Raw genomic sequence first — 19,637 nt, forward strand, 5'->3', positions numbered from 1 at the left:
GGTTCGGGACGCAGCAGATGGGATTGCCGGGGCACGGTCAACCCGAATAGGTCTGCAACGCGTTTATTCGCCGGCGGTGCCTGTGGCCGGGGGCGCTTCGGCTGCGGTCAGGGAGCCATTCTGGACCAGCCACTGCGGATAACGCGCCTGTACCGACGCCATGATCCGGTCGACCGCGGCGGCGACCTCGGCGCTTTCTTCTTCGCGATCGCGCTGGACGACCACCCGCCTCGCCTGCGCGTCGATCAGCACCCGGTCGCGCGCCACCAGGTCGCCGACGGTTAGCCCGGTGAGGATCGCCCGGCTTTCCTCCTCGCGCTGTTCGAGCGCCGCGAGGCGCTGGTTCAGCCGTTCCTCGAACTGCGCGGCGGCGTTGGTCTGCTGCCTGAGCTGGACGATGCTGACGCGGACGTTGCGGCGCGCCTTGTCGCGCACGGCGCGGGCAAGGTTGGCGTTGAGCTGCGACGCATAGCGGTCGACCAGCACCACCCCGTCGATCGCGATCTCGTCATTCTCGATCCGGACGTTCAGGCTGTCGACGCGGTCATCCTTGCCGAGCAGCGCCGCGAGTTCGGATTGTACCGTCGTACGCGCGCCGATTTCGCGGACGATACTATTCAGCGACAGCGCCAGCGGGATCGAGAGGACACCGAGCGTCGCGGCGATGCCGACCACCTGCATCGCTGTGTGCTGCGGCGTCAACGAGGGGCCGAACCGATTGAGCCGCGCGACGATCGTCGCCGCAAACGCGATGGCGAGCGTATTGGTAAGGAAGAGCAAAGCCGCGCCGAGTGCGAAGTCGAAACGCCCCGTCGCGAGGCCGAAGCCGATCGTCGAAAGCGGCGGCACCAGCGCGGTCGCGATCGCGACCCCGACCATCACCCCCGACAGCTTGCGCATGATCGCATAAACGCCGGCGATGCCGCCGACGACCGCGACGCCGAGGTCGAGCAGGGTCGGTTGCGTCCGCGCCCTGATTTCGGGCGTTACGTCCTTGATCGGCGAGAGCCAGATGATCAGCATCGCGACCAGCACCGCGACAGCCATGCCCGCCGCCATCGTCGCCAGCGAGCGCTTGATCAGGCTGCTTTCAAGCGTCGCGAGCCCGAAACCGACCCCCATGATGGGGCCCAGCAGCGGCGACACGAGCATCGCGCCGATGACCACCGCCGCCGAGCCCTGGAGCAGGCCCAAGGTCGCGATCGCCGCCGACAAGGTGATCAGCAGCAGAAATTTTTGATTGAATCGCGCATCGCGCGCGACGCTTGCCAACGTCAGCGCGCGGCCGTGATCGTCTTCTTCGGCCGCATCGTCGTCGTCATCGTCGCGGGTCTCGCGGCCTGGCCCCGTCCGCGCAGACCGGCGACCACCGGCGTTGAACGGTGCGTCGCCCAGTCCGGGGACTCCGGGGTGGTGACCCGCCACGGCGGCTGCCGCTTAGATTTTCCCGGTCAGTTCGGGAACGGCGCTGAACAGATCGGCGACGAGGCCGAAGTCGGCGACCTGGAAGATCGGCGCGTCTTCGTCCTTGTTGATCGCGACGATCGTCTTCGAATCCTTCATCCCGGCGAGATGCTGGATCGCGCCCGAGATGCCGATCGCGAAGTAAACTTCCGGCGCGACGATCTTGCCGGTCTGGCCGACCTGATAGTCGTTGGGGACATAGCCCGCATCGACCGCGGCGCGCGAAGCGCCGAGCGCGGCGCCGAGCTTGTCGGCGAGCGGGACGATGACTTCCTGATATTTCTCGCTCGAACCCAGCGCGCGGCCGCCCGAGACGATGATCTTCGCCGAGGTCAGCTCGGGGCGATCCTGCTTGGCGATTTCAGCGCCGACGAAGCTCGAGATGCCGGTGTCGCCACCCGCCGAGACGGCTTCGACCGCACCCGAACCACCGGTGCTGGCGGCCTTTTCAAAGGCGGTGCCGCGGACGGTCAGAACGAGTTTCGCGTCCGACGATTCGACGGTCGCGATCGCGTTGCCGGCGTAGATCGGACGGGTGAAGGTCTTCGGACCCTCGACCGACAGGATTTCCGAAATCTGCATGACGTCGAGCAAGGCTGCGACGCGCGGCGCGATATTCTTGCCGGTCGTGGTGGCGGGCGCGACGAACGCATCGTGCGAACCCATGAGGTCGGCGACGAGCGGCGCAATGTTTTCGGGCAGGTTGTGACCGAAAGCGGCATTGTCGGCGACATGGACCTTGCCGACGCCGGCGATGCCGGCGGCCGCCTTGGCGACGCCATCGACGCCGCTACCGGCGACGAGCAGGTGGACTTCGCCGAGCTTCGCGGCGGCGGTCACCGCAGCGAGCGTGGCATCCTTGACGGCGCTGCCGTCATGTTCGACCCAAACGAGCGTTTTCATGAATGCACTCCCAGCGCTTTGAGCTTGGCAACCAGATCATCGACGTCGGCAACCTTGACGCCGGCCGAGCGGACGGGCGGTTCCGATACCTTGACCGTCTTGACGCGCGGCGTGGTGTCGACGCCGTAGTCGGCGGGCGACTTGGTATCAAGCGGCTTCGACTTCGCCTTCATGATGTTCGGCAGCGAGGCATAGCGCGGCTCGTTGAGGCGCAGGTCGGTGGTGACGATCGCGGGAAGCTTGAGCTTCACCGTTTCGAGGCCGCCATCGACTTCACGCGTCACGCTGACATGATCGCCTTCGACGTTGACGGCGCTGGCGAAGGTACCCTGCGCCCAGCCGGTCAGCGCAGCGAGCATCTGGCCGGTCTGGTTGTTGTCGCCGTCGATTGCCTGCTTGCCGAGGATCACGAGGCCCGGCTGTTCGGCATCGGCAATCGCCTTGAAGATCTTGGCGAGCGCGAGCGGTTCGACTTCGTCGTCGGTCTGGACGAGGATCGCGCGGTCGGCGCCCATCGCGAGCGCGGTGCGCAGCGTTTCCTGCGCCTTCGCCGGGCCGACGCTAACCGCGACGATCTCGGTCGCGACGCCCTTTTCCTTCAGGCGGATCGCCTCTTCGACGCCGATCTCGTCGAACGGGTTCATCGACATCTTCACATTCGCAAGGTCAACGCCTGTGCCGTCGGACTTGACCCGCGGCTTCACGTTGTAATCGAGCACCCGCTTGACGGGGACGAGGATTTTCATGGCTTTTAAAGCTCCTCTCGAAAAATTGTGCACTGCGCCATAGTTGCGCTTTACGTAAACGTCAACTAGCAGTCCCGCGCGCGCTCCCCGACGAGGAGCGCGCGTCTCTTATCACGCAACGGCGCGAACTTCCGCGACGATCTTCTTTGCTGCGTCGCCGAGATCGTTGGCCGCAACGATCGGCAGCCCCGAGTTGGCGAGGATGTCCTTGCCCTGCTGAACGTTGGTGCCTTCGAGGCGGACGACGAGCGGAACCGAGAGGTTCACTTCCTTCGCCGCAGCAACGATGCCGTCGGCGATGATGTCGCACTTCATGATCCCGCCGAAGATGTTGACGAGGATACCCTTCACGGCGGGATCCTTGAGGATGATCTTGAACGCCGCGGTGACCTTTTCCTTCGAAGCACCGCCGCCGACGTCGAGGAAGTTGGCAGGGAATTCGCCGTTCAGCTTGATGATGTCCATCGTCGACATCGCGAGACCGGCGCCGTTGACCATGCAGCCGATGTTGCCGTCGAGCTTGATGTAGGCGAGGTCATATTCCGACGCCTCGACCTCGGCCGGGTCTTCTTCGGTCAGGTCGCGCAGTTCGGCGAGGTCCTTGTGGCGGAACATGGCATTGCCGTCGAACCCGACCTTGGCATCAAGGACGAGCAGTTCGTCACCATCCTTGCCTTCGCATACGGCGAGCGGGTTGATTTCGATCTGTTCGGCGTCGGTGCCGAGGAAGGCTGCATACAGCCCGGCGAGAACCTTGGCCGCCTGCTTTGCGAGGTCGCCTTCCAGCCCGAGTGCTGCGGCGACGCTGCGGCCATGGTGCGGCTGGAGCCCCGTGGCGGGATCGATGGTGATCGTGTGGATCTTTTCCGGTGTGTCGTGCGCAACGGTTTCGATGTCCATGCCGCCTTCGGTCGAGGCGACGACCGCGATGCGGCTGCTGGCGCGATCGACGAGCAGGGCGAGATAGAATTCCTGCTTAATGTCGGCGCCGTCGGTGATGTAGAGCCGGTTGACCTGCTTGCCGGCTTCGCCGGTCTGGATCGTCACCAGCGTGTTGCCGAGCATGTCCTTGGCGTGCGCTTCGACTTCCTCGATGCTCTTGGCAAGGCGGACACCGCCTTTCGCATCGGGGCCGAGCTCCTTGAACTTGCCCTTGCCGCGGCCGCCCGCGTGGATCTGCGACTTGACGACATAGAGCGGCCCGGGGAGCTGCTTCGCCGCGGCGACGGCTTCCTCGACACTCATCGCGGCAATGCCCTTGGGCACGGCGACGCCAAATTTCGCGAGCAGTTCTTTCGCCTGATATTCGTGGATGTTCATGAGGTCTGCCGGGCCTTTCGACTCTGGGGAAGAGATGATCGGCGCCGCCTAAGCACAAGTTTGGCGGCAACGCTACCCCTGAGACCCCGACAGTAATTCTTGCCTAGCTGAAAGCGCAGACCGCCGCCGAACTGGTGGTGACCGTCAAAATCTCTGGGTCTTTGAGCGCGCGGACCTTGTGAAGGAACTGGTTGAACGACAGGTCGCTCATCCTTTTATCCTTGAGGCTGCCGAGCGATCCGAGGCGGCGGAGCTGGACGAGCGACAGCCGGTCGACCATCCGGTCGGCCATGCAGGCGGCGATCGCTTGCGACAGTCCGGCGTTCACCAGCCCGGCGCGCAGCCGCGTTTCGGGTGTCGCGCATGCGGAGAGCGCGAGGGCCGCGATCGCGGGAAGGAGAAGAAGAGGTTTCATCATCGCCGCCTTTAGCCGGTCAGACGGAGAAGCCAAAGACCGTTTGTCCTCCCTCGGGATAAACGCATTCGGCGATGCTCAGCGCCCGTGAAATTCGGCGACCGCGCCCGACACCGCCTGCATCAGCGACATGCGCGCCGGGATCGGCGAGGTCGTGTTGCCGAGCATGACGACGATGGCATAGCGGGTGCCGTCGGGGGCGGTCGCGATGCCGATGTCGTTATAGCCGGCGGTCATGCCCTTGTAATCCTGCCCCGTCCCCGTCTTGTGAAGAAATTGCCAGCCGGGCGGCAGTCCGCCCTTGAGCCGCCGCGGGCCGCTCTTGGTCCGGCTCATCACGCCGAGCAGATACTCGGTCGATTCGGGCGACAGCAAGGTGCCGCGGGCGAGGCGGGTCAGGGCGCTGGCGATGGCCGACGGACTCGCACCGTCGACCGGATTGGCGAGATAATTGTCCATCGCCGCCTTGCGCGTTGCGTCGGGCAGCGCGGCGCGCGCGGTCTGGAAATTGCGGCCGCGCGAATAGCTTTGCTGCCAGGTCAGGCCCGCAGTGCCGCTCTGCAGCAGCCGCTCGCCGGGGCCGAAGCGGATCGACCCCAGACCCTTGTTCGCGATGAAACGGCGCACCGCGTCGGGGCCGCCGACGGTGCGCAGCAGGCTGTCGTTGGCGAGATTGTCGCTGTGCGTGATCGCGGTCTCGATAAGGTCGCGGACGCTCATCGTCACCGACCCTTCGGCGAGGACACGTGCGGCGAGCGGCTGGTGGAACACCGCGAGGTCGTCGGGGCCGATACGCACCATCTGATCGAGGCGGAGCCGGCCCTGATCGACCGCGTCGAGCACCGCCATCGTTACCCACAGCTTCGACACGCTCTGCTGCGGGAACAGGTCGCCGCCGCGCTCGGAAAACTCCCATTCGCCGTCGATGCGCTGGATGGCGATGCCGGTCTTGCCGGGAAAGGCGCGCCACAAGCCGTTGATGCGGTCGGAGAGCCCGGCGGGCGGGCGGCGGAAGCCAGGGTCGAGCGTGCCGCGCGGCGCCGGAAGCTGCGACCGCACCGGCTGGCCGATCGGCACCGTCACCGACCCGGTCGAACTGCGCACGGGTTGCTGCTGCTGTTGCGGCGGCGCATGCTGCGCGCGCGGTTGCGGGACGATCGCGGAGCTGGCGCAGCCCGCGAGCACCGCGGCACTCGTCAGCGCGGCGAGCAGCGGCTTGCCGGTAAACTCGAACTTCATTCAGACCCCGCGCTTGCGACCATTATCATCTTGTTTTGTTCCCGACCCCCATCGGTCGGGCCGTTCGTCCCGCAGCCATGCGAAGCGGACCAGCGATTTGCGACGAATGATTCTTCTGCCGCGATGAGCGGCGCATCGGGCGACGCGTTCAGGGTGCCGGGGTACCGCGGACGAGCGCCGGATAGAGCCGCTTCAGCGCCGCCAGCTTCGGCGCGTCCCAGCGGACGATATAGGAGTTGGCCGGATTGCGGCGCATGAAATCCTGATGATTCGCCTCGGCGCGATAAAAGCGCTTGTAGCTTTCGACCGGCACGACGACCGGCTTCGCGAAATATTTTCCCTTGCCGATCTGCGCCAGATAGGCGGTCGCCACCTGCCGCTGCACCGCGTCCATCGGCACGATCGCGGCGCGATATTGGGTGCCGACGTCGGGGCCCTGCCGGTTCTTCAGCGTCGGGTCGGCAACGACCGAAAAGAGGATGCGCAGCAGGGTGCCATAGCTGACCTGCGTGGGGTCATAGACGATGCGCACCGCTTCGGCATGGCCGGAGGTGCCGTCGTGCGTCAGTTCGTACCGGGCGGTCGCGGCGCTGCCGCCATGATAGCCCGATTCGACCGAGATCACGCCCTTGACGTTGGAAAAGACGCCCTCGACGCCCCAGAAGCAGCCCCCCGCAAGCACAGCGGTGGCGCGCTTCGCCTTGACGGCGGGATCGACTGTAGCGGCGGGACGCCGGACGACGCTTTCAGCCTTTGCAGGCGCGCATCCAACGAGCAGCGCTCCGGCGACGAGCGCCGTCAGCGCATGGGAGACGAAATGGCGGCGCCGCGCCGTCACAGCGGCAGGGCGACCGCCGGCTGATTGGTGATGATGTACGTTGCGCCGATGGCAAAGCCGGCGAGCATCGTCAGGAACCAGTCGGAGCGGAGCATGGCAATCATGAGAGCCTCTTTAATTTCTATCTTCGGTCGGGCGGCGGGTGCCGCGCTGGTTACACCGATGATATGGCACGCCCCGGACCAGTCACGCAGTGATGGCGATCACCTTAGCCGTTCAGACTTACCATATGGTGAACCGGACGCTTAACCGCCGTTCATCTGCCAATTGGGATGGCGCCTGGTCCATTTCAAGACCGACCGGTATAAAATATCGCAGCGGGGTACCTCATTGCCGCTTGCCGGCGCGCGGCGGCGCGTCGAGCGGCAGCACCGGCAGCCAGACCCTGCTGCCCTCGCTGCCACCGCGCTCGAGCGTGATCGTGGCGGCGCGATAGTCCTGTTTCGTCGCCCGGAAGATATTCGGCACGAAGGTCTGCGGGTTGCGGTCATAGAGCGGAAACAGCGACGATTGTATCTGCACCATGATGCGATGCCCCGGCCGGAACACATGATTGACCACCGGCATGCGGAATCGATAGCGCTGCACGATATTGGCCGGAATTGCGCTCGGCCTTGAGGGATCGTCGCGATAGCGCCCGCGCAATATCTCGATGCTGATCGGCAGTTGATAGCCGCCCATCGGCGGATCGTTGGCATTTTCCGGTGGCAAAACGTCGATCAGCTTGACGACAAAGTCGCCGTCGGTTCCGGTGGTGCGCGCGAACAATTCGGCGATCGGCACGCCCGAAACGCGCACCGGAGCGGTCAGCGGTTCGGTCTCATAGGTCATCACGTCGGGCCGCTTGTCGACGTGGCGCTGGTCGGAAAGACGCCACGTGGTCCACGGCTCGGCGAATTCGTCCATGTCATAGGGCCGCGGCATGAAGGGCACCGGCTTGGCCGGGTCGGAAACATAGCTGTCCTCGCCGCGCGCGCCTTGCGCGAAGCTCAGCCCGCCCTCGCCCGCCAGATTCAGCGGCGTCAGGGGCGCCGGACAGTCGCGCTCGCAGGCCAGCGGCCAGCGCGCGAACCGTTCCCAGCGATCCTCGGCGGTGTTGTAGAGGATCGCCGACGGCAGGTTCGCCTTCGGCCCGTCTTCCAGCCGTTCGCGGAACAACGGCATCACCATCTCGTCCCAATATTGCCGTACCGTGTCGCCGTTCCACGCGAAGGCACCGGTGCGGCGCCCTTCGCGATTGACCTGGCTGTGCCGCCACGGCCCCAGCACCAGGTGGTGGTTGCCGACCTTGCCGGCGGCTTTCAGCGCTTCCCACGCGAGCACCGCGCCGTGGATCTCTTCCTGATCCCACAGCCCGGCTTCCCAGATCGTCGGCACGTCGGAGGGGTTGGCCGCCAGCAACCGGTCGAGCGCCTGTCCCTGCCAGAGTTCGTCATAGGCGGGATGTTCCTCGAGCCGCTTGTAGACGGGCATCTGGTCCAGCCCATGCTTTACGGCCCAGTCATGGGTCGATCCGGCGCGCAGGAAATTGTCATAGTCGTCATAACCATGGTGCGGCGGCCGCGGGAGCGCGCCCTTCGCTCCGGTCTGCATTGCAAAATAGTCGAGGTAGATGTTGTGGAAGGCGCCGTTGTGAAACCAGTCGTCGCGCCACTGGTCGATCATCGGACTCTCGGCGGCGGCAACCTTCAGCGCCGGGTGCGGGCGGAGCAGCGCCATCGCCACCGTATGCCCCTCATAGGACGAACCGATCATGCCGATGCGGCCATTGCTTTCAGGCAGGTTCGCCTTGTCCGCCAGCCAGGCGATCGTGTCAAAGGCGTCGGTGGCGTTATCGACGCCGGTATCGTTGAGCGGCCCCACCGGGGGGCGCATCATCACATATTCGCCCTCCGACTTATATTTGCCGCGGACGTCCTGCCAGACGCGAATATAGCGGGCGCGCACGAACTGTTCTTCGCTGCGCTGGCTCGCGTTGATCAGCTTGCGGCTCTGCGACCGCATCGCGCGGGCGGTCGCATCATAAGGGGTGCGGGTCAGGACGATCGGGGCGTTGGCGACGCCCCTGGGGATCATCATGACGGTATAGAGCTTCACCCCGTCGCGCATCGGGATCATCGCTTCACGGCGGATATAGTCGGCCGGGACGGTGGGCGGCGCCAGCGTCGCCATGTCGCCGCCCGGCACCACGATGGAGCGCACCGATTGCGCCGTCACCGGAAATTGCGCCAGCATCGCCAGTGCAACAAGTGCCGTGGCCCGTCCGACCATTACCCCATGATCCCCGCTCCCGCCAGCGCCGCACCGGTCGCCGGGCGGCGCCGGCGGGGTCCGATACTAGAAATCGAACCCGACATTGACCCCGACGGTGCGCGGGCGGAGGCGATAGGCGCGGCCGCCGCCCAGGAGATTGTCGATCCAGGTGAAGGTATCGCGATTGGTCAGATTCTTGGCGAAAACGCCCAGCTTGATCCTGTCGATCGTGATGCCCGCATTGACGCCGAACTGATGATAGTCGCCCACCTTGCCGGTCTCGTTGAGGTTGCTGTAGTAGCTGGAGACATAGGTCCAGTCGCCGCGGACAAATGCCTCGTTGCCGCCGATGTCGAAGCGCTTTTCCAGCGCGGCATAGGCATTGTGGTTGGGCGAGCCGGGAAGCTGGGCGTCCGTGATGCCGCCGGACAGAGCAAGCGAATCGGCGTCGTTGCCCAATGTCGCCTTGGCCCACGACATCGAGAACTGGGCATGCCAATTGCCCGGCAACCGACCCGACAGTTCGAACTCCACGCCCTTTACCTTGGCGCTGCCGGCGTTGAAATAAAATCCGGCGCGGCGGGGGAAGGTCAGGAGGATGACCGGAATGCCCTTCCAGTCGGTGTAGTAGCCGGTCAGCGAGCCGCGAACGTTGCCGCTGGGCGACTGGAATTTGACGCCGCCTTCATAGGTATCGACCTTGTCCGGATCGAGGAGGCCGGGCGGGATGGTACGCTGGGTCCCGTCGACAAAGTCCACGATACCGTCGCCATTGGGATCGTCGAGCGGGTCGAGAAGATTCTGGACCTGCGGCTGACGGAATCCCTGTGCCCATTGGCCATACACGAAAATCTCGTCGTTCGGCTTGTAGGCGAGGTTCACTTTCCAGTTCACGCCGTCGACGCTGCTCTTGAAGCCCTGCAAGCCGTTCACGATCACGGGTTCAACATATTGGTCGCGGAAGATCGGGTAAGAGGTGTTGAACCGGTAATAGCGCGCGCCGACCGTCAGCGTCAGCGGATCCCAGGGCGTAAACGCCGCTTCGCCGAACGCGGCAAACTGTTTGGTCACCAGTTCACGCTCCGGCCCCTCCCCCAAATTCGGAGCGATATCGTCATAGGCAGGGCCCGTGGTGACCGTGCCGCTGTAGCGCAGATTGGCGAACACATGCTCCGAACGATCTTCATAATAAATGCCCGCAACCACGGCGAGCGGCCCGCCCCAGTCAGAGGTGAAGCGCGTTTCGTTGACGAAGACCTTGTTGTATTTGCGGCCGGCAGAATAGGTTCCGGCCAGAATCTCGGGAGCAACATAGCCGAGAGAAAAGTGGCTTATCGCCTTATAGTCCACATAGGATGTGGAGTTCATTAACGTACCCCAGTCCCAGCTATATTCGGCGATGAGATTGGAGAGGTTGAGCGTCGTGTTAGCGAACTCGTCCGCCGTGCTGTCAGGACCGGTGCGCGGCGTCGCCTGGAGATAGTCGGTCGGCGATACGTTGGTGTCGATATAGCCGAAGCCGTCCTGCTCGATCCGTTGATAGAGGTGCATCGCTTCGAACGACAGACCCGCAATCGGCTCCCAGCGGACGCTGCCGCGGAAGCCAGTGGTTTCCGACGCCCCGACATTGTCGCGATCGCGCGATTGTACGCCGAGGCCTGCGGCATAATCGATGGCGTCGGTCGGCTGACTGGCGGCGACATTGTCGATATAGCCGTCCTCGAAAACCCGGTAGCCGACCAGACGGACGGCCAGCCGATCCCGCACGATGGGCAGGTTGACCATGCCGTTCACCGTGTAGTTGTCGCCGCCGCGACGCGCCGTGTTAGAATATTCCGCATTCACGCGGCCTTCAAATTCCGTCAGATTCGGCGCGTTGGGGATGACCCGAACCGCGCCGCCGAGCGCGCCCGATCCGAACAAGGTGCCTTGCGGCCCGCGCAAAACTTCGACGCGTTCGATATCGAACATCTTCGGGTCGGAGTTGCCGGCCTGGTTGCCGTTGATTTGCGTGCCGTTGCCCGTCACCGGAACTTCGCCGAAATAGCTGCCGGTCGGGGTGTTGGTGGAAATCTGGCTGCCAGTGCTGATGCCGCGAATGGTGATCGTGTTCTGGCCGTTGCCGCGCTCCTGAAAGCTGACGCCGGGCACGGATTGGAGATAGTCGTTCATTCCGACCAGATTGCGCTTCAGGATCTGCTCCTCGCCGATGGCGCTGACGGCACCCGGCGTGTCCTGCAGGGTGGTCTCGCGGCGGGTTGCGGTAACGATGATTTCGTCGTCGCCCTGCCCGGCCTGCTGCCTGCCGGCGGTATCGCGATCCTGCGCCAGGGCCGGCGCCGTCCACACCAGAGCGAGAGCGCAGCCGGTTACAAATTTGCTTTTCATTACAATCCCCTTTTGCGACGGGGATGTTGGCTATGATCGTTTTATGCCCGTCGGGCGAATTAACCCTCCCCTGCTCTGCCGGCGCAAATGATTAATCCTGAGGCCTAGATTGAATTATTCTTACGCTAACGCCGGGGGTACCGTTATAAAAAGCTGGCGCCCCGACCCTGCCGGAGGCCTTGTTTTCTTACGGTCGGGCAGCGCAAACCACCGGCCCGCAACCCGCCGAAACTGCCGGCAATGGCAGCCTCGGGTCGACGTGCTGGCTATCGCGATCAGTTCAGCGCGGCGCAGGCCTGCTGGATACGGACGCACGCTTCCTTGAGCACCGCTTCCGACGTCGCATAGGAAACGCGGAACGCCGGCGACAGGCCGAAGGCGCCGCCGTGCACCGCGGCGACGCGCGCCGAATCGAGGAAATAGTCGATCAGCGCTTCGTCGGTGTCGATCAGCTTGCCGTCGGGGGTTTTCTTGCCGATGCAGCCGCTGGCGTCGGGATAGACATAGAAGGCGCCATCGGGGGTCGGGCAATTGAGTCCGGGTGCGTCGTTGAGCATCGCGACGACCATGTCGCGGCGCTTGCGGAACGCGGCGTTGCGGTCGTCGAGGAACTGCTGCGGCCCGCCGAGCGCGGCGGCGGCGGCGGCCTGCGCGATCGAGCAGGGGTTCGAGGTCGACTGCGACTGCAGCTTGCCCATCGCCTTGATGATCCACGCGGGGCCGCCCGCATAGCCGATGCGCCAGCCGGTCATTGCATAGGCTTTCGAACAGCCGTTCACGGTCAGGATCCGGTCGGTAAGGTCGGGGCAGCGCTGCGCGAGCGTCGAAAATTCGAAATCGGCGTACCAGACATGCTCGTACATGTCGTCGCACATCACCATGACGTGCGGGTGGCGCCGCACGACCTCGCCGATCGCATCGAGTTCCTCCGGCGCATAGGCGGCGCCCGACGGGTTCGACGGCGAGTTGAAGATGATCCAGCGCGTCTTCTTCGTGATCGCCTTGTCGAGCTGCGCCGGGGTGATCTTGTAATTCTGCGCCGCCGACGCCTCGATAACCACCGGCGTGCCGCCGCAGAAGGCGACGATGTCGGGATAGCTGACCCAATAGGGCGCGGGGATGATCACCTCGTCGCCCGCGTCGACGGTCGCGACCAGCGCGTTAAACAGGGTGTGCTTGCCGCCGACGTTGACGCTGATCTGGTCGAGCCCGTAGTCGAGCCCGTTGTCGCGGCGGAACTTGCCGCGGATCGCTTCCTTAAGGGCGATCGTGCCGTCGACCAGCGTATATTTGGTCTGCCCGTTACGGATCGCCTCGATCGCAGCTTCCTTGACGAAATCGGGGGTGTCGAAATCAGGTTCGCCGGCGCTGAGGCCGATCACGTCGACCCCGTCGGCTTTCAGCTTGGTCACGCGCGCGGTCATTGCGAGCGTTGCCGAAGGCTGGATGCGACCGAGGGCGGCGGAGGTATGCGGCTTCAGCGACATGGAGGAAGATTCCTTCGCGGGCATAATGGCGGGAAATTGCGCGGGGCCGCGCCTAGAGAATCCGCCCGCAATTCGCAAGCGCGCTGGTTGATAATTTACCTATGCAGGACGCGGGCTAAACTTGCCCGTCCGCCAGCCGCGCCGGAATCAGGCCGCGCAGCGAATTGCCGATGAAGAAACCGTCCGCAAGGTCGGCGGTACGCAGGTGCGATTCGACCGCGCGCCCCTTTTCGATCAGCTCGCCGCGCAGCACGCCCGGCAGCAGGCCGAGCGCCAGCGGCGGGGTGAGCAGCAAGCCGTCGCGCTCGACGAAGACGTTGCTCCAGCTCCCCTCGGTGACGAAACCCGGCTCGTCGACGAAGATCACCTCGGCGGTGCCGCTCTCGTGCCGCGCCGCGTCATAGGCGGCGCGCAGGCTCGTCTTGTGGGCAAGGCGAAAATCGTCGGCGGTCATCGGCGACGGCCGCACCGCAACGGGCACGGGCAGTTCGGCGAGCCGCGGCAGTGGCGACACCTCGACCGCCAGCGCTCCCGACGGCGCCAGCCGCATCCGCACCCGCGCCGCGCTGCGCAACCGGAAGGTCGCCGATTGCAGGCTGTTGCGGGCGCCGTGCCGGTCGAAAGCGAAACCGAGCGCATCGGCGCTCGCCTTCATCCGCGCGAGATGCCCCTCGAGCCGCTGGACACCGTCGACCGGATCGAAAAGCATGGTTTCCAGAAGATCGAAGCTTTCGCCCGCCCTGCTCACAAATTCCCCCTTGGCCAGACATTCGCGCCATTCCTCGCCCGGCACGCTGTCGGCGACAATTCCCGATCCCAATCCCAGGGTGGCCCGATTTGCGCCATCCCGCAAGCCATTGTGTGGAAAGACCAATGTCCGGATGGCGACATTGAACGCCGCATCGCCCCCGGGTTCGATGAAACCGATCGATCCCGTATAGAGCCCGCGCGGATCCGCCTCCAGCTCGTCGATGATCTCCATCGCGCGCACCTTGGGTGCGCCGGTGATCGATCCGCAGGGAAAAGCGGCGCGGAGCACGTCGACCGCGCCTGTGCCTTCGGGGAGCCGCGCCGCGACGTCGGACACCAGCTGGTGGATCGTCGGAAAGCTCTCGACGCGAAAGAGATCGGGGACCGCGACCGATCCCGGCGCGGCGACGCGCGACAGGTCGTTGCGGATCAGGTCGACGATCATCAGATTTTCGGCGCGCTGCTTGGGATCGCCCGCGAGTTCGGCCGCGGCCCGCGCATCGGCGTCGGGATCGGCGAGCCGCGCCGCCGTGCCCTTCATCGGCCGCGCCATCACCTCGCCGCCGCGCAGCGCGAAGAAAAGCTCGGGCGAATGCGAGACGATCGCCTGGTTGCCGGTCCAGAGAACCCCGCCATAGCCGGCGCGCGCCGTCCGCCGCAGCCGCGCGTGGATGGCCAGCGGATTGCCGGCAACGGGAACGTCGGCGCGAAAGGTCAGATTCGCCTGATAGATGTCGCCGGCACGGATAAGGTCGAGCACGCGGCGAACCGCCGCCTCATAATCGGCGCGCGCGATCCGCGGCGCCGCCTTGCCGACCCACGCGCCGGCGGGATCAGGAAGCAGCGCAGGAATGGCGTCAGCGTCGATCCGCTCGACCCGTTCGAACAGGCCGAACCAGCCGAGCGGCGTTGCGCCCCCGGTGCTATCGCGTGCCGGCCCGCGCCATGCCGGCGCCAGCCCCTTGCCCGCTTCATAGGCCAGATAGCCCGCCGCATAGAGCCCGCGCCGCTGCGCCGTTTCGAGCGCCGCGAGGAGATCGCCGATTTCGGACGCCTGCCGGGCGGTCAATATCTCGACCGGATCGCGGAACAGCCGCGCCGGCACCGCGCCCACGGCCCGCGCGTCGTCGAGCAGGACGAAGGGCGGGCAATCGGGCCCGGGCGGGGATTGCAATAGGTCGATCATCGCCTGCCGCGCGTTTCCCGCCGATCCGCGGATCAGCGCTCGCGTTTCACGCGAATGCGCTTCTGCCCGCCGATCTCGGCGAAATAGCTGCCCATCACGCCGGGATAGATCGCCACCTTGTCGCCCGTTTTCGGGTCGCGCGGCAGGATCGTCTGGTCGGTCTGCGCCCAGACGGCCCCGTCCTCGATCTCGAAGCGGATCTTGTCGTAATCATAGCGGCGCGCCCAGGCGACGGTGGTTTCGAGGCGCTGGATCTGTTCCTTGTCGTCGTCGCCGCCGCCGAAGAAGGGCAGGTCGCGCAGCGTGAAACCGAACAGGCCGCGCCGCGCCTTTTGCGCCGATGCGCGGTCGAAGAAATTGACGTCGCGCGCGACCTCGGCCTGTTGCAGCGCCGCGACCTGCCGGTCGAAACATGCCAAGCGCGCCGCGGTGTCGGCGATGGCGCGGCAGTCATAGACTTGCTGGACCTGCGCCGGGGTCGGCGGCGGCTCCTTGTCCTTGGCGAAGGCGGGGGACATGCCCAGCACGATCAGGGCGCATGCACCCGCGAGCATCGCCGAACCCGGTCGCTGCATTGCCATCTGCCCATTCCCCTTGCCGATTTCCGCCATGGACTAGCCGCCCCGCCGCCGCGCCGCAAGATTGCGATATGCCGCAACGCTGCTTAGAGTGATGTCAGTAACGAAAAGCCGAGGACAAAACGCCCGATGGACAGCCCTTATGACTGGTCGACCAATTACCGCCATCCGACGGCTTGGGATCAGGAGTTTGCGCCGCTGTCGCTTCCCGACATGCTGGCCGCCAGCGTCGCGCGGCGCGGCGATGCGCCGATGCTCGACTTCCTCGGCCGCCGCTTCGGCTATGCCGAGGTCGCGAGCGGCGCCGCCCGCGTCGCGCGCGGCTTGCAGCAGCGCGGGATCGGCAAGGGCAGCCGTGTCGGGCTGTTCCTTCCCAACGTTCCCCACTATGTCGCCGCTTATTATGGCGCGCTCGCCGCCGGCGCGACGGTGGTCAATTTCTCGCCACTCTACACCGTCGCCGAGCTGGAAGCACAGGTCGAGGATTCGGGCACCGACATCCTGTTCACGATCAGCGCCGCGGCATTGCTGCCGACCGCGCTCGCGGTGCTCGACGGGTCGAGCCTGCGCCACCTTGTCGTCGGTTCGGTCGCCGGCGGGTTGCCCGCCGCCAAGTCGATGCTCTATCGCCTGTTCAAGCGCAAGGAGACCGCGCCGCTTCCCGACGACCCGCGCATTACGCGTTTTTCGGCGCTGGTCGCCAATGACGGCCGTCCCGATCCGGTGGCGATCGATCCCGCAACCGACATCGCGCTGATTCAATATACCGGCGGCACCACCGGCACGCCGAAGGGCGCCAAGCTGACGCACCAGAATCTGACCGCCAACGCGCGGCAGGTGAATGCGATCGATCCGGATCACGACGCCGAGGACCGCATCCTCGGCGTCCTCCCCTTCTTCCATGTCTTCGCCAACACCTGCGTCCTCAACCGCACCGTCCTTAACGGCGGGACGATCACGATGCTGCCGCGCTTCGACGCGAAACAGGCGCTGGAAGCGATCACGCGGACGAAAACGACCGCCCTGCCCGGCGTACCGACGATGTACCAGGCGCTGCTCGATCACCCCGATCTTGCCAAGACCGATTTCTCCAGCCTGCGCGTCTGCATCTCGGGCGGCGCGCCGATGCCCGCCGAACTCCGCGAAAAATTCGTCGCCGCCACCGGGGCGTCGCTGGTCGAAGGGTATGGCCTCACCGAAAGTTCGGGCGTCGTCGCGACCAATCCCTATGACGGCTCCGTCAAGCCGGGGACGATCGGCCAGCCGCTACCCGCCACGCACCTACGCCTTGTCGACAAGGAGGACCCGATGCGGCCGGCGCCGGCGGGCGAGCCCGGCGAGCTGGTGGTCAAGGGACCGCAGATCATGCAGGGCTATTGGAACCGCCCCGACGCAGACAAGGACAGCTTCACCGAGGACGGCTGGCTGCGCACCGGCGACGTCGCGACGATCGACGCCGACGGCTATGTCCGGATCGTCGACCGGCTGAAGGACATGATCGCGGTCGGCGGCTTCAAGGTCTATCCGAGCGTGATCGAGGCGCATCTTCACGAACATCCGGCGGTGAAGGAAGCGATCGTACTCGGCGTCCCCGATGCCTATCGCGGCGAGGTGCCCAAGGCGTATGTGACGATAGAGGACGGCGCCAGCGCCACGGGCGAGGAACTCGCGGCGTGGCTGAACCCGCAGCTTGGCAAGCACGAACGGGTCAGCGCGGTCGAGGTGCGGCTCAATCTGCCGAAGACGATGATCGGCAAGCTCGATCGCAAGGCATTGCGGGCGGAAGAAGCGGCAGCGTAGGTGACGGCGGGGCGGGGAGCTGTCGTTGCTCCCCGATTTCGTCATCCCGGACTTGATCCGGGATCCATAACGACGACGCAGCGATGGATCCCGGATCAAGTCCGGGATGACGAGAGGAAATGGCCCGCTACCGGCCGAAAACCGTCATTCGCCCATACACACGCCTGCGCCCATACGCCGAGCGATAGCCGGCATAGCGATAGCAGAAATATCGCAATGTGATGTTGTAACCTTTGTCATGTTATGCCATATCCAAGTTCGCAATTGCAGCATACGGAGAATCGGGTGACGCACGTCGCCAGCCATGCCCCTGTTTCGACGCGTCTCGGCGCGATCGTTCGGGCTGCGCGCGATTCGCGGCCGCTGACCTCGCTCAATGGCGACCAACTCGCGATGGGGCTTTCGGGCCTGTGCCTCGTCCATTGCCTCGCAACGACGATCTTCTTCGCCTCGATCGCATCGGTCGGCGGGGTGTTCCTCGAAAACCATCTGTTCCACGAAATCGGCCTGATCATCGCGATCGGCTTCGCGTTGGTGACGCTCGTCTCGGGCGTGCTCAGCCACGGCTATATGATGCCTTTCGCAGTCGGCAGCTTCGGGCTCGGCATGATGGCGGGCGCGCTGTCTCGGCCGCACGACGGCAGCGAGGTTCTGGCAACGATGGTGGGCGTCGCTGTCGTCGCGCTCGGCCACGACCTCAACCGCCGCGCCAGCCACTGATCCGCCGCCGGAAGGGACCGTCCGCAACTTGCGGGCGCCCCCCAAACAGCCTACATTGTCTCCATCAGGGATAGATCGGCGCCGCGCGACATTTCGCGGCATATCGGGGGCGACATAGGAAAACGCCATGGGCAAACATGATCATCCGCACGTCGAGGCCAGCGGCGCCTCGCTCGCCAAGGCCGCGCAAAATGCGCTCGAGGAGGCTGGCGAAGCTTGGACCGACATGCGCGCCCAGATTTTCGATGCCGTCGCCGAGATCGGCAAGCCGGCGAGCGCCTATGAAATCGCCGACATCGTATCGCAGAAGCGCGGCAAGCGCGTCGCGCCGAACAGCGTCTATCGCATCCTCGACCTGTTCGTCGCCAACAACCTCGTCCGCCGCGTCGAAAGCGCTAACGCCTTTGTCGCGAACAGCCATCCCGGCTGCCTCCACGATTGCATCTTCCTGATCTGCGACAGTTGCGGCAGCGCGGTGCATGTCGATGACGACAAGCTTTCGGGCGGGGTCCGTGCTGCCGCCGAAAAGACCGGTTTCGTCGCCGAGCGCCCCGTCATCGAGGTGCGCGGCAAATGCGCCGAGTGCCAATAAGGTGAGCGTCGCCGCTCCGCCGGACATCTAAACGATGGTCGGGGGGCTCCATCACTGGTTCGACGCGCAGCGCATGCGCGAGCCCGCGCCGACGCGCTGGTGGGCACTGACCGCGCTGTTCGGTGTCGCGACGACGGTCTTCGGCCTGTCGCTGACGCAGGTCTTCCCGCCATCGGGCCCGGCGATCGCTGCCGGTTACGGTTCGCCGGTGATCGCGTTCGAATTCGCGCGCAGCCAAGCCGACCTGCTCGGCATCTTCGGGCCCGACAGCGACCCGCTGCAGGTCTCGCGCCTCGCCGCGATGCGCAGCGGCAACGAGCAGGATTATGTCTACATGCTGCTCTACGCGGGCTTCCTCGCCAGCGGCTGCATCGCGCTGTGGCGCGAACTCAGGGCGCGCCACCTGCTCGCGGCGGCCGCCCTGCCCGTCCTTGCGGCGCTTTGCGACGCATGGGAGAACTGGCTGCTCCTCGACATCCAGGCCGCCTTCACGATCGGCGACTATTCGCCCGCGATGGCCAGCCTGCCGTGGCCGGTCGGCGCAAAATTCCTGCTGCTCGCGATCACCAATGTCGTGATCGGGCATGCGATGACACAGATGGGGCGCTGGTGGCAGTTCGCGGGAACGCTGGTGATCGGCGCGACGCTGCCGGTGGCGATGGCGCTCGTGGCTCCGCCCGATTTCGCCTGGACGTTGGTCGCCTCGATCGGCGGCGGCTGGATCGTGCTGCTCGGCATGGCGACGATCGGCAGTTGGCGGGCGCTCGTCCACAAGCGTCCGCTCGTCGATTTCGAGCGCCGGTCGACCATTCGCCGCGCCGCCGACCACGGCGAGGCCGAGCCGGCCTTCCGCTCTGCGCCGCGCCGCCGCTTCGGCCGCCGCAAATCGGATCGCTAACCCCCTTTCCGTGCGCGCGCAGCGGGTCTAGGGAGACCCCGAATCCTGCCAAAAGGGGGA

The 19,637-nt window shown here is 65.4% G+C and carries 16 protein-coding genes; 4 read left to right on the plus strand and 12 right to left on the minus strand.

Annotation, left to right across the window (positions count from 1 at the left end; translation table 11 throughout):
- Positions 1-63: 63 nt before the first annotated feature.
- From AN936_RS16730 to AN936_RS16785, 12 genes are all read right to left on the minus strand, one after another.
- Entirely contained in the window at positions 64-1,425 is a 1,362-nt protein-coding gene (locus AN936_RS16730) for a DUF389 domain-containing protein (RefSeq protein ID WP_054589103.1), read from the minus strand.
- 12 nt (positions 1,426-1,437) lie between these two features.
- Positions 1,438-2,367, minus strand: coding sequence for an electron transfer flavoprotein subunit alpha/FixB family protein (locus AN936_RS16735; RefSeq protein WP_054589104.1), 930 nt, complete (start codon positions 2,365-2,367; stop codon positions 1,438-1,440).
- Positions 2,364-3,113 (minus strand): electron transfer flavoprotein subunit beta/FixA family protein, encoded by a 750-nt coding sequence (locus AN936_RS16740; RefSeq protein WP_054589105.1) that lies wholly within the window; start codon positions 3,111-3,113, stop codon positions 2,364-2,366. The genes AN936_RS16735 and AN936_RS16740 overlap by 4 nt, the downstream gene beginning before the upstream one ends.
- Positions 3,114-3,224: 111 nt before the next feature.
- Complete coding sequence (gene sucC / locus AN936_RS16745; protein WP_054589106.1) at positions 3,225-4,433, minus strand: ADP-forming succinate--CoA ligase subunit beta; 1,209 nt, start codon at positions 4,431-4,433, stop codon at positions 3,225-3,227.
- 103 nt (positions 4,434-4,536) lie between these two features.
- Entirely contained in the window at positions 4,537-4,848 is a 312-nt protein-coding gene (locus tag AN936_RS16750) for a hypothetical protein (protein ID WP_054589107.1), read from the minus strand.
- Between the two features lie 78 nt (positions 4,849-4,926).
- Positions 4,927-6,087, minus strand: a complete 1,161-nt coding sequence (locus tag AN936_RS16755; RefSeq protein WP_054589108.1) for a serine hydrolase — start codon at positions 6,085-6,087, stop codon at positions 4,927-4,929.
- Positions 6,088-6,235: 148 nt separating this feature from the next.
- The gene (gene msrA, locus AN936_RS16760; protein ID WP_054589109.1) at positions 6,236-6,925 is read right to left on the minus strand and encodes a peptide-methionine (S)-S-oxide reductase MsrA; all 690 of its coding nucleotides are present in this window, start codon (positions 6,923-6,925) and stop codon (positions 6,236-6,238) included.
- Between the two features lie 327 nt (positions 6,926-7,252).
- Positions 7,253-9,196, minus strand: a complete 1,944-nt coding sequence (locus tag AN936_RS16765; protein ID WP_054589110.1) for a CocE/NonD family hydrolase — start codon at positions 9,194-9,196, stop codon at positions 7,253-7,255.
- A gap of 66 nt (positions 9,197-9,262) precedes the next feature.
- On the minus strand, positions 9,263-11,566 hold the full coding sequence (locus tag AN936_RS16770) for a TonB-dependent receptor (RefSeq protein ID WP_054589111.1): 2,304 nt from the start codon (positions 11,564-11,566) through the stop codon (positions 9,263-9,265).
- 275 nt (positions 11,567-11,841) lie between these two features.
- Positions 11,842-13,053, minus strand: a complete 1,212-nt coding sequence (locus AN936_RS16775; protein ID WP_054589112.1) for a pyridoxal phosphate-dependent aminotransferase — start codon at positions 13,051-13,053, stop codon at positions 11,842-11,844.
- Positions 13,054-13,168: 115 nt separating this feature from the next.
- Positions 13,169-14,989, minus strand: coding sequence for an aminodeoxychorismate synthase component I (pabB, locus tag AN936_RS16780; protein WP_173585669.1), 1,821 nt, complete (start codon positions 14,987-14,989; stop codon positions 13,169-13,171).
- 32 nt (positions 14,990-15,021) lie between these two features.
- Positions 15,022-15,570 carry a hypothetical protein gene (locus tag AN936_RS16785; RefSeq protein WP_149037699.1) on the minus strand — a complete coding sequence of 183 codons (549 nt, stop codon included), beginning with the start codon at positions 15,568-15,570 and terminating at the stop codon, positions 15,022-15,024.
- A 126-nt stretch (positions 15,571-15,696) separates the two neighbouring features.
- Here AN936_RS16785 and AN936_RS16790 point away from each other — a divergent pair, with 126 nt between their 5' ends.
- From AN936_RS16790 to AN936_RS16805, 4 genes are all read left to right on the plus strand, one after another.
- Entirely contained in the window at positions 15,697-17,367 is a 1,671-nt protein-coding gene (locus tag AN936_RS16790; RefSeq protein WP_054589114.1) for a long-chain-fatty-acid--CoA ligase, read from the plus strand.
- Between the two features lie 285 nt (positions 17,368-17,652).
- On the plus strand, positions 17,653-18,087 hold the full coding sequence (locus AN936_RS16795; protein ID WP_173585670.1) for a MerC domain-containing protein: 435 nt from the start codon (positions 17,653-17,655) through the stop codon (positions 18,085-18,087).
- Positions 18,088-18,214: 127 nt separating this feature from the next.
- Positions 18,215-18,679: a Fur family transcriptional regulator gene (locus AN936_RS16800; RefSeq protein ID WP_054589115.1), complete on the plus strand. Its 465-nt coding sequence runs from the start codon at positions 18,215-18,217 to the stop codon at positions 18,677-18,679.
- Between the two features lie 34 nt (positions 18,680-18,713).
- On the plus strand, positions 18,714-19,577 hold the full coding sequence (locus AN936_RS16805; protein ID WP_201782926.1) for a hypothetical protein: 864 nt from the start codon (positions 18,714-18,716) through the stop codon (positions 19,575-19,577).
- Positions 19,578-19,637 lie beyond the last annotated feature (60 nt).

It is taken from the genome of Sphingopyxis macrogoltabida (assembly GCF_001307295.1).
GTDB classification, from domain to species: Bacteria; Pseudomonadota; Alphaproteobacteria; order Sphingomonadales; family Sphingomonadaceae; genus Sphingopyxis; species Sphingopyxis macrogoltabida_B.

Bases quoted from the DNA above. Each gene is read 5' to 3' on its own strand.
- AN936_RS16735 (WP_054589104.1), bottom strand. From the start codon at position 2,367: ATGAAAACGCTCGTTTGGGTCGAACATGACGGCAGCGCCGTCAAGGAT.
- AN936_RS16740 (WP_054589105.1), bottom strand. From the start codon at position 3,113: ATGAAAATCCTCGTCCCCGTCAAGCGGGTGCTCGATTACAACGTGAAG.
- sucC (WP_054589106.1), bottom strand. From the start codon at position 4,433: ATGAACATCCACGAATATCAGGCGAAAGAACTGCTCGCGAAATTTGGC.
- AN936_RS16750 (WP_054589107.1), bottom strand. From the start codon at position 4,848: ATGAAACCTCTTCTTCTCCTTCCCGCGATCGCGGCCCTCGCGCTCTCC.
- AN936_RS16755 (WP_054589108.1), bottom strand. From the start codon at position 6,087: ATGAAGTTCGAGTTTACCGGCAAGCCGCTGCTCGCCGCGCTGACGAGT.
- AN936_RS16765 (WP_054589110.1), bottom strand. From the start codon at position 9,196: ATGGTCGGACGGGCCACGGCACTTGTTGCACTGGCGATGCTGGCGCAA.
- AN936_RS16770 (WP_054589111.1), bottom strand. From the start codon at position 11,566: ATGAAAAGCAAATTTGTAACCGGCTGCGCTCTCGCTCTGGTGTGGACG.
- AN936_RS16775 (WP_054589112.1), bottom strand. From the start codon at position 13,053: ATGTCGCTGAAGCCGCATACCTCCGCCGCCCTCGGTCGCATCCAGCCT.
- pabB (WP_173585669.1), bottom strand. From the start codon at position 14,989: ATGATCGACCTATTGCAATCCCCGCCCGGGCCCGATTGCCCGCCCTTC.
- AN936_RS16785 (WP_149037699.1), bottom strand. From the start codon at position 15,570: ATGGCAATGCAGCGACCGGGTTCGGCGATGCTCGCGGGTGCATGCGCC.
- AN936_RS16790 (WP_054589114.1), top strand. From the start codon at position 15,697: ATGGACAGCCCTTATGACTGGTCGACCAATTACCGCCATCCGACGGCT.
- AN936_RS16800 (WP_054589115.1), top strand. From the start codon at position 18,215: ATGGGCAAACATGATCATCCGCACGTCGAGGCCAGCGGCGCCTCGCTC.
- AN936_RS16805 (WP_201782926.1), top strand. From the start codon at position 18,714: ATGGTCGGGGGGCTCCATCACTGGTTCGACGCGCAGCGCATGCGCGAG.